General features: G+C 53.2%; 10 protein-coding genes and 1 riboswitch. All 10 genes read right to left on the bottom strand.

Annotated elements, in window-relative coordinates:
* Positions 1-27 precede the first annotated feature (27 nt).
* Positions 28-3,249: a DEAD/DEAH box helicase gene (locus tag HOLDEFILI_RS13410; RefSeq protein WP_006060311.1), complete on the bottom strand. Its 3,222-nt coding sequence runs from the start codon at positions 3,247-3,249 to the stop codon at positions 28-30.
* A gap of 56 nt (positions 3,250-3,305) precedes the next feature.
* The gene (locus tag HOLDEFILI_RS13405) at positions 3,306-4,295 is read right to left on the bottom strand and encodes an NAD(P)H-dependent glycerol-3-phosphate dehydrogenase (protein WP_006060310.1); all 990 of its coding nucleotides are present in this window, start codon (positions 4,293-4,295) and stop codon (positions 3,306-3,308) included.
* Positions 4,296-4,307: 12 nt separating this feature from the next.
* Entirely contained in the window at positions 4,308-5,612 is a 1,305-nt protein-coding gene (gene der / locus HOLDEFILI_RS13400) for a ribosome biogenesis GTPase Der (RefSeq protein ID WP_006060309.1), read from the bottom strand.
* On the bottom strand, positions 5,605-6,279 hold the full coding sequence (gene cmk, locus HOLDEFILI_RS13395) for a (d)CMP kinase (protein ID WP_006060308.1): 675 nt from the start codon (positions 6,277-6,279) through the stop codon (positions 5,605-5,607). Before cmk ends, der begins: the two co-directional genes overlap by 8 nt.
* The gene (locus HOLDEFILI_RS19370) at positions 6,279-7,328 is read right to left on the bottom strand and encodes a hypothetical protein (protein WP_006060307.1); all 1,050 of its coding nucleotides are present in this window, start codon (positions 7,326-7,328) and stop codon (positions 6,279-6,281) included. The genes cmk and HOLDEFILI_RS19370 overlap by 1 nt, the downstream gene beginning before the upstream one ends.
* Before the next feature lie 324 nt (positions 7,329-7,652).
* A complete protein-coding gene (locus HOLDEFILI_RS13385; RefSeq protein ID WP_039865045.1) occupies positions 7,653-8,255 on the bottom strand; it encodes an ECF transporter S component in 603 nt (200 codons plus the stop codon).
* Positions 8,256-8,351: 96 nt separating this feature from the next.
* Positions 8,352-8,468: riboswitch (FMN riboswitch) on the bottom strand.
* Between the two features lie 96 nt (positions 8,469-8,564).
* On the bottom strand, positions 8,565-9,122 hold the full coding sequence (gene efp, locus HOLDEFILI_RS13380; RefSeq protein ID WP_006060304.1) for an elongation factor P: 558 nt from the start codon (positions 9,120-9,122) through the stop codon (positions 8,565-8,567).
* A 49-nt stretch (positions 9,123-9,171) separates the two neighbouring features.
* The gene (locus HOLDEFILI_RS13375; RefSeq protein ID WP_006060303.1) at positions 9,172-9,540 is read right to left on the bottom strand and encodes a hypothetical protein; all 369 of its coding nucleotides are present in this window, start codon (positions 9,538-9,540) and stop codon (positions 9,172-9,174) included.
* 4 nt (positions 9,541-9,544) lie between these two features.
* On the bottom strand, positions 9,545-9,886 hold the full coding sequence (locus HOLDEFILI_RS13370; protein ID WP_006060302.1) for a hypothetical protein: 342 nt from the start codon (positions 9,884-9,886) through the stop codon (positions 9,545-9,547).
* The coding region (locus HOLDEFILI_RS19875) for a hypothetical protein (RefSeq protein ID WP_006060301.1) at positions 9,876-10,072 on the bottom strand (197 nt) is incomplete at its 5' end. The genes HOLDEFILI_RS13370 and HOLDEFILI_RS19875, both read right to left, overlap by 11 nt.

The raw sequence follows: 10,072 nt of genomic DNA, 5'->3' as shown, positions 1-10,072 counted from the left end.
CAATTGCTTGAATGAAAGCCGTATCATTTAAAATTCAGTCTCAAACAGCTCGAGGATTTCCTCGCGGCTCATTGCGGCGATCGAACCGTCGGAGCCTTCGATGACCGATTGCGACAGCTGCTGCTTCTGCTGCTGAAGCTTGCTGATCTTTTCCTCAACCGTGCCTTCGACGATCAGCTTGACAACCTGGACGTTGCGCGTCTGACCGATTCGGTAAGCGCGGTCGGTCGCCTGATTCTCCGCCGACAGATTCCACCATGGATCGTAATGAATGACGATCTCCGCGCCGGTCAGATTCAATCCCGTACCGCCGGCTTTCAGCGAGATCAGAAAGACCGGCGTCTTATCGCGGTTGAAGCTTTCCATTAAATCAAAACGCTGCTGCTTCGGCGTCGCGCCGGTCAGCAGGTAGGTTCCGATCCCGCGCTTCTCGCATTCTCCCCGCAGCTTGTCCAGAATCGTTGTGAACTGGGAGAAGACCAGAATCTTCTTGCCTGACTCCACCGCGTTTTCAATCAGTTCCATGCAGGCAGTCAGCTTGCTCCGCTCGCCCCCGTAACCGTCAAACACCAGCCCCGGGTCGCAGCAGATCTGCCGCAGCCGCGTCAGCATCGCCAAAATCATGATCTTGGAGCTGCCGGCGTTGGTTTGCTGATCCAGCGTCTGCGTCAACTGCGTCTGGATCTGCTGCAGCGACGCCTGATAGAGCTTCTTTTCCGCTTCGCTGAACTCGATCTGCAGCACGCTTTCCGTCTTTTCCGGCAATTCCTTCAAGACGTCCTGTTTCACGCGCCGCAGGATGAACGGCGATACCAGCTTCTTTAATAACGTCAGCCGTTCTTCGTCGTCATACCGCACAATCGGCAGCTCGTAGTTTTCCTTAAACTGTGCATAGCTGAACAAATAGCCCGGCATTAAGAAATCGAAGATCGACCACAGCTCGGCTAATGAATTCTCAATCGGTGTACCGGTCAGGGCAAAGCGGTGGCGGGCCTGAATCTGCTTGACAGCCTGGGCGCTCTTGGTCCGCTGATTCTTGATCGCCTGCGCCTCATCGAGCACCAGATACTGAAAGGCCAGCGGCTGGTACAACGCCTCGTCGCGCTTGACGTAGTCGTAAGACGTGATGAGGACGTCAAAGTCGTCCGCCGCAGCCAGCGTATCCTGACGTTCTTTCAGCGTGCCGTGAACGCAGCCGCATTTCAGCTGCGGCGCGAAGCGGCGGATTTCCGCCTGCCAGTTGAGGATCAGCGAAGCCGGAGTGACGACCAGACTGCAGCCGCCTTCCCCCTGCAGCCGCGCATCCTCCAGCACGGCGATCATCTGCAGCGTCTTGCCGATGCCCATATCATCGGCCAGAATCCCGCCGAAGCCGTAGTGAGCGATCGTTTTCAGCCAGCGGAAGCCTTCCTTTTGATAGGTGCGCAGGATCTTGCGCATGGACGGCGGCACGTCGAATTTGCTTTCCTCAATATTTTTAAAGTCGCGGATCATCGTTTTGAACTCCTGATCCCGCTCGACCTTGATCTCCGGCGTACTCATCAGCCGTTCGTTCAGCGCCAGCGCCCGGTAGTTTTCCAGCGTCACCGGCCCGGCGCCCAGCTGCTTCGGATCGACCTGCAGCGCATCCAGCATCGCCAGCACTTCTTCGGTTTCACCCTCGCCGATCGCGAAGTAATCGCCGTTTTTCAAGCGCACATATTTTTTCTTCTGCTGATAGCCGCGGAAAATTTCTTCCAGCTCCTGCGGCGTCAGCTGCGGACTGTCAAGCTGCAGCTCCAGCAGGCCGGAGGTCAGCCGCACGCCGACGGAGAACGAAGCCCGCGAACGAATCTGAACATTTTTCAACGATTCGCAGATATAGACCTCCGCCAGATCCATCAGCTTGCCTACCCCTTCCGCCAGGAAGCTGAATTCCTTGGTTTCGTTTTTCTCAATCCAGGCGATCTGGGTCAGCGTGTCAATCCGCGTCACATACTGCCGGATAATCGCGCGCACTTTCTGTTCCTTGCGCAGGTTGCGGTTATCACGGTTGGTCAGCGTATCGAAGCCGATGTATTCGTTAGCGCCGTAACAGAAGCGGATCGTAATCATGATCGTGTGCGCCGTCGGCTCATCGATATACACCCGTGTGACCAGCGGATCCAGCCGGACCGGCAGCTCGTCCATGCCCACCACCGGAATCAGCTCGCTGACCGGCTGCAGGACGTTGTAATAGAAATTCTTGATCTGTTCGTGACTGACGAGCAGCTTGCTGCCCTTCTGCAGCCGTTTCAATAAGGGTCCGCACAGGATCCGGTACCGCGGAAGCAGCCGGATCAGCGTGCCGCCGACATAGACATAATCCGCCTCATTGCTGGCCAGATAGCGGTATTCGTGCGGCGTGACCGTAAGCTGGTAGTCCTGTCCCTGCCCTTCGACTTGAAGCGTAAACTGCGGATTTTCCTCGATCATCACCATTGGCCGGCCATCCGCCATCATCACCGGATGATTCAGAAACAGCTCGTAAAAATCATCGACACTGCCGCCGGTCAGCTTGACATAGCGCGCTCCGGTATCAAAATTGGTCTGGGTCGGATAGTTGCGGCGGATAAAGCGCAGGATTTTCTGCGAAACTTCATCGAACGACTCCGGAACATGCAGAAACTGCAGTTCCTTGCCATAGCTGACAATCGCCGCCTCGTTCATCCGCGTCATAAATTCGCCAAGATTTTTCAAAATGTATTTTTTCTTGCGGCCGATCCGGAAACTGACCAGCAGCTCGGAATTGGAGAACATGACCTCCGGCTGCAATGCGACCGGATCGTTCTGCAGCATCACCGGATCGTCCAGCACCGCGGAATTGACATACGCCTCAATCAGCTGGTCGCTTTGCGAAAACATCTGCCGGCGGCGCATCTGCTGGATATAGTCGGCGGCGTTCTCCCGGTAATAAAAAGGAAAATGGTCAATCGTCCGTTCTTTCAAAAACATCAAAACCGCGCCGATGTGGGCGCAGGCTTTTTCATCGTGGACACAGTACGGACATTCGCAGGAAAAATGAAGCAGCTCGCCGGTCACGGAATGCAGCGACAGCTTAACATGCTGCAGATACGGATAAACGACCGCTTCGATCTCGATCAGCTGCAGCGTTTTATATTCGACGGCCGACAGCGACTGGATGATCGAGCGTTCCTGATGATAACGCCGTGCCAGATTCCACGTCCGCTCATCAAAATAGGTACTCAGATTCGTTTCGTCCAGAATCATTGGCACCGATTCCTCCTTTCCGATTGTTCCATCAGAAAAAGCCCCGCGACGGGCTTTTATTCTGATTTCAGTTCCCGGGCCATCAACAGCTTGATCGCCTGGGACGGCTTTTCGCCTTCGTACAGCACGCGGTAGACCTGTTCGGTGATCGGCATGCTGATGTGTTTTTTTATTGATTCTTCATAGATGACCTTGGCCGCTTTCACGCCCTCGACCGTCTTCTTATTAGTTTTCCAGAAAATCTCCGCGCTGTCCTGGCGGCCGATCTGCACGCCGGCCTGGAAATTGCGGGAATGCGGAGACGTGCAGGTAACGATCAGATCGCCGACCCCGGTTAATCCCAGATAAGTTTCGGCGCGTCCGCCCTGCGCAATGCCGTAGCGGGACATTTCCGCCAGACCGCGGGTCATCAGCGCCGCCCGGGCATTGTCGCCTTCGCCCAGTCCGGTGATGATGCCGCTGGCAATTGCCATGATGTTTTTGATCGCCACGCCGGTTTCCGAACCGATCACGTCGGTTCCGCGGTAAACGCGGAAATAATCGTTGGAGAACAGCTCCTGAATCTGCTTGGCCGACGCTTCGTTTTCACAGACCGCGTTGACCGAGGTCAGCTTGCGGAGAATGACCTCTTCCGCGTGCGAGGGACCGATCAGAGAAACGACGTCCGTCAGCGTTTCCGGCGTGAAGCATTCCTTGATCACTTCGCTGAGCCGCTGATGCGTCGTCGGATGGAATCCCTTGGCGACGTTGATCACAATCACCGGATGATCCAGGACGGCGGCGGCCTGGCGGCTGACTTCTTCTATCGCCCCGGTCGGCACCGCGAGAAGCAGGATATCGGCGGTTTTGACCGTATCGAAATCCAGCGTCGCTTCAATGGCCGGATTGACCAGCACCTCCGGAAAGTATTTCGTGTTGCGGTGGAGCTTCAGGTCGGCGATTTCTTCAGGACTCTTGCCCCAGACGACGACCTCATGATGATTATCCGCCAGCACCTGCGCCAGCGCCGTACCCCAGCTTCCGCTGCCCAATACGCAAATTTTCATCCTTTGCCTCCTCTATTCCTTACTGCGGGCGATGATCCGGATCGGCGATCCGTCGAAACCAAACGCCTCCCGCAGACGGTTTTCAATATAACGGCGGTACGAAAAGTGCAGCAGCTGCGGATCGTTGACGAACAGCACGAACGTCGGCGGCGCAACCGCCACCTGCGAAGCGTACAAAATCTTGAGCCGCTGGCCGTTGTGCGTCGGCGCCGGCGTGGTCAGCTGAGCGTCCATCACGACTTCGTTGAGCACGTTGGTCGCGATCCGCAGCTGGGAATAATGGTAGACGTCGTCGATCATCGGCAGCAGCGTATTGACGCGCTGATGGGTTTTCGCCGAGACGAACAGCACCGGAGCGTAACTCAGATACACAAACTGCGCGCGGATCTGTTCCGTCACCCGGTTCATCGTCTTTTCGTCCTTTTCCACGGCATCCCACTTGTTATAAACGATAATGATCGGTTTGCCGGCTTCATGCGCATACCCGGCGACATGCTTGTCCTGTTCGCGGATGCCGCTTTCCCCGTCGATCACAAACAACACGACGTCGCAGCGTTCAATCGCACTCATCGCACGCAGCACCGAGTATTTTTCAATGTTTTCATAGACCTTGCCGCGCTTGCGGATACCCGCCGTATCGACAACAACATACTGCTTGCCGTCATGTTCAAACGGAGTATCGACCGCATCACGGGTCGTGCCCTCAATATCCGAAACAATAACGCGTTCTTCTTTTAACAGCGCGTTGACCAGACTGGACTTGCCGACATTCGGCCGGCCGATGATCGCGAAACGGATGCCTTCCAGCTCCGGCTGCTGCTTTTCGGGAAATGCCCCGACCAAGGCGTCCATGACGTCGCCGATACCGATGCCGTGCGATCCGCTGACCGCGATCGGTTCCGATAACCCCAGCGCGTAGAACTCGTAAATATTTCCCTGCAGCGTCGCGTCGTCAATTTTATTGACGGCCAGAACGACCGGTTTGCCGCTGCGCCGCAGCATCCGCGCGATGAACTCATCGTCGCCGGTCACGCCGTCGCGGCCGTTGACGACAAACAAAATAACGTCGGCTTCCTCGATCGCAATTTCCACCTGCGCTTTAATTTCTTCCTGGAACGGCTGGTTTTCCAGCTGAATTCCGCCAGTGTCAATAAGACGGAAATCCTGCGTCAGCCACGTTCCCTTTCCGTAAATCCGGTCCCGGGTCACGCCCGGAGTATCCTCGACGATGGAAACCCGTTCGCCCAGGATCCGATTAAAAATCGTTGACTTTCCGACATTCGGACGGCCAACGATGGCAACCACACCTTTAATCATGGTTTCCCTCCTTACTCTTTTGCGCCATGATCTGCTTGATCGTGGCAACGACCTCGTCGATCGTCATATCCGAGGTATCGACGCGGATCGCGTCTTCCGCCTGCCGCAGCGGTGAATGAACCCGTTCCATGTCCTGCCGGTCGCGCTGTGCGATTTCCGCGACGAGCTGATCATAGTCTGAGCTGATTCCCTTCTGCTGATTCTCAAGAAACCGCCGTTTCGCGCGGGCCTGGGGGGAAGCGGTCAAAAAGATCTTTACTTCCGCCGCTGGCAAAACAACCGTTCCGATATCCCGGCCGTCCATCACGACGCCTTTGTCCGCCGCCATTTTCTGCTGCCGCTCGACCAGTTTCTGACGCACTGTTTTCAGTGAAGAAACCCGGGACGCCGCCATCGACACGGCGTTGGAACGAATTTCGTCCCGCATTTCCACGCCATCCAAAAACACCTGTCCCTGCGGGGTCAGACGGATTTCAGTCCGGTCGATCATCGCGCCCAGCGCCGCTTCCTCATCCAGCGCCAGCTTTTCATTCAGCGCTTTATAGGCGATGCAGCGGTACATCGCCCCGGTATCTAAATGGATATAACCACATTCGTGAGCCAGCCGCCGGGCAATCGTACTTTTCCCCGCGGCGCTCGGCCCATCGATCGCAATGTTCAATTTCATTAAATAATTCCTTTCTGAAGCAGGATCCAGTAGACGACGATCCCCAGAACCACTAACAGTGCCAGGATCAGCAGAACCAGAATGAAGTTTAACAAACGATTCGTATAGGATACGGAATCGTTCATGTCGTTCAGCTCGTCTTCATAATCGTCCATCTGCGCCCGCAGCTGAACGGTTTCACTCATCAGCTTTTCCCGCAGTTCTTTTTCTTCCTGCATGTGGGAACGAAGCTTGCCGAAGAAACGGTGCGGCTGGGTTTCCTCATCCTCCCAATCCTCGTCTTCCTCGTCCTGATCTTCTTCCTCCTCGTCGTCATCCTCGTCGCGGCGACGGCCGAACAGCTTCCAACGCGGCTTTTTCGTTTCTTCTTCGTCCTCGTCGTCCCATTCGTCATCGTCTTCCTCGTCGTCTTCGTCGTCGACAATCGGCTGGATATCCGTGGTTTCTTCCTCAACCGGCGGCTTCATCCGACGGGATTTCTTGATTTCCGGGGTTGGCGCCGGTTCCAGCGTCTTTAACATTTCGCCGCTGTTGCCGCTTTGATCAAGCAGCTGCTTGACTTCCATTGAAATCGTGTTGCGCAGCGTGTCATCCTCCGGAAGAACAAACGACGGGATATCCATGTCGTCCAACAGGTTGTCCTTGCTTGTGCTGACCATCTTTTCCTCAAACGGACGGATGGAGCTTTGTTCGCGCAGCTGCTTCAGGATGTTGACCTGCGTGTCCTCGCTGGCTAACAGACCGCGCTGCTTATTGTACTCCTTCACTTCGCTGATGTACTCATCAAGATATTCATTATTAAAAGAAGCGGCCGTTGGATTCGCTTTCTCTTTCTGCGTTTCATCCGCAAAATAAGCTTCGCGGCGCAGATGGATCGGATCATGGTTTTCTTCTTCTTTAACTTCCAGCTGTTCCGTTGCAGTCGTATCCAAACGGCTTAGCCGTTCGGCATAAGCGGAAATCCCCTTCGTACTGATCTGCGATTCCGCATCGTTCTGCAATTCCTGCCTCAGTTTTTCATATTTAGCCTTACGCGACATATTCTGCATACACAGTGCCTCCTAATCTTTTTCATTATATCAAAAATTGACTCCAGTTGCGAAGAAAACTGACGGTTTCCCGATTCTTTTGTGAAAGTAGTCTGTCGTTCTGATCCGATGCGCCTTTGATTTAAGGACGCGGGCGGATCTTTTCTCCTTATTCCGCACCTGAAGATTATAAAAACAAAAATGGAATCCAATCCCAAAAAAAGCTGGTATGAATACATCCGTTTGCGCCTGATCAAAACAAGCAGCGGTCCGAAATGCAAAATACCAGCCTAGAAATCTTCAGTTTGTTTTCGCTTCCTGATCAAAGCAAACCGGCGGATTCCGTTAACGGTGCAGAATCGGCGAGATATGCTTATATAACAAGAATACCAGCAGCGAGGTCACAATCCCCTTGATCAAATTGAACGGCGTCGTGCAGAACAGCACGAGCGTGAACGCATTGTCGACAAACGGAACGACCTTGGCGCCCATCGAAATGATCGCTTCCAGCGGCATGTTAAAGAAGAACGAATACGCCGGCAGCATCACAAAGTAATTTGTCAAACCGCCGACAAGCATCAGGCACAGCGTACCCAGGATCATACCGATCAGCGCACTTTTCAGATTTTTATGCCGGCGGTAATACCAGGCGGCCGGCAGGATGAACGCGCAGCCCATCACAAAGTTGGCCAGTTCCCCGACATACGCCGTACCGGAACCGAAAAACAGACAGCTTAAGAAGACCTTCATTGCTTCGATCGCAACGCCAGCCAGCGGGCCCATCGCAAAGCCGCCGATCAAAACGGCAACCTCGCTAAAATCCAGCTTGTAAAACGGCGGAGCGATAAATGGAATCGGGAAATCAAATTCCATCAGGATAAAGGCGATCGCCGCTAAGATACTCACTTTAGCCATGGTTTTAATGTTGAAAAATTTTCTGTTTGTCATTTTTTTCTCCTCCACTTCTGACAACCTTCGCTTTCTCTGTCCTGACGACAAAAAAAGGTTTCAACAAAACCTTCGGGGTAGCTCTATGAAAAAGAAAAAAACATTCTTTCATCCAGACTTTACTGTCGCCACTGGAATTCCACCAGTTCAACCGAGAAACGGCTCGCGGGGTTTACCGCCGGTCGGGAATTGCACCCTGCCCTGAAGTTTTATCGTCTTTATCATAACCTTCACAAGCGAATTTGTAAAGGCCTTAGAAAAAAAAAGAAAAAGATTTGATCTGCATTCGACCAAATCTTCAGTTCCGACTTAAGCGCGTCCGGAATATTTTCCGTCGGCCGTGTTAATGACGACCATTTCATCCTGTTCGATAAACAGCGGAACACGAATTTCCAGACCGGTTTCCAGCTTCGCCATTTTTGAAGCGGACGTCGCCGTATCGCCCTTGACTGCCGGTTCGCATTCAACGATCTGCAGCTCGACCTTATCCGGCAGAATAATTCCCAGAATTTCGCCTTCATACATCGAAATCATGATGTTGTCGTTCGGTTTCATAAACTTCATTTCCCATTCCAGGTGATCCTTCTGGATCTCAATCTGGTCATAGGTTTCATTGTCCATAAAGACCAACGCATCGTCAGTATCATACAGATACTGCATTTCGCGCTTATCAATATGCGCCTGTTCTACCTTGTCACCGCCGGTGAAGGAGATTTCATTGATAACTCCGGTACGCAGATTCTTAACCTTGACCTTAACGATCATCTGACGCATCGCAGTTTTGTTGTGCTGAATATCCAGAACGACAAAAATATTACCTTCATTTTCAAATGTTGTTCCTGGCTTTAAGTCATTTACAATAATCATTACTATTCACCATCCTACCTAGTATATTTTATAGGAATAGCCGATTTTGTCAATGATTTCCCGGCTGCGGACGGCTATTTTCCAAATGAATCCGGTTGCCGAAGCGGCGGTTGCATCCAAAACTGATCGTCGAAGCGATTGTCGCAAACCCCAGATAGCACCATTGGTCAAAATTCAGCCGGCCGCCCAGGATCAAAAACTGAACACCCAGGATCACAGCGCTGACAAAGAAATCCAGCAGTTCTACAGTGTTCTTGGACCGATACATTAAAACCCAGGAAACAAAAAACAGCTCAGCGCCATAAACACAAGTCAGAAACGGCGTGCTTCCTGAGGGCAGAAACTGCAGCGTTTCCCCCAGCAGCATCAAAATCAGAAAGAAAACCGACGCGATCACACTGTCGATAAATTGTTTCATCGTTTCACCTCATCTCTATCTCATAGTTTGTCACTTCCCCGTCGTTTTCATCCAGCGTTATCACAATTTTTTCATATTCTGTCGTCACTTTCGCCATGCCGTCATGCCATTGCACCTCCGCCTGAATTTCCGGCCGCCAGCCGTCACAGCGATAATCGTGCCCAAGCTGGCAGCGGATCCAGCGAAAGATCGGAATCAGGCGCAGATCCTGCCGCTGCCCGGCTTCCAGTTGTTCCGCGACCTCAATTTCCGCGTTGATCTGAAGATATCCCAGCGACGTCCAGGCGCTTAAGATCAGAAACCAGGCCAGAAAGAACAGGCTGACAAAGCCGCGTTTATCCCGCATCGCCCACAATCGCCTCCCACTCTCCCCGCTCACCCGTCAGATGCATCCAGATCTGCGATTGGCGCTGCTCAAAACGCACGGATTCAACCTGATCGAAAAAAATCCAGGTTCCCGGCTGGACTAACAGCCAGTTTCCATTCTGAACAAGCCGGCGGGTTTGACCTTCGGCGTCAAACGTCAGCTGAT

The organism is Holdemania filiformis DSM 12042, from assembly GCF_000157995.1.
In the GTDB taxonomy this organism is placed as follows: domain Bacteria; phylum Bacillota_I; class Bacilli_A; order Erysipelotrichales; family Erysipelotrichaceae; genus Holdemania; species Holdemania filiformis.
Note: the sequence above shows the minus strand (reverse complement) of the source record. Positions and strands in the feature narration are given on the sequence as shown.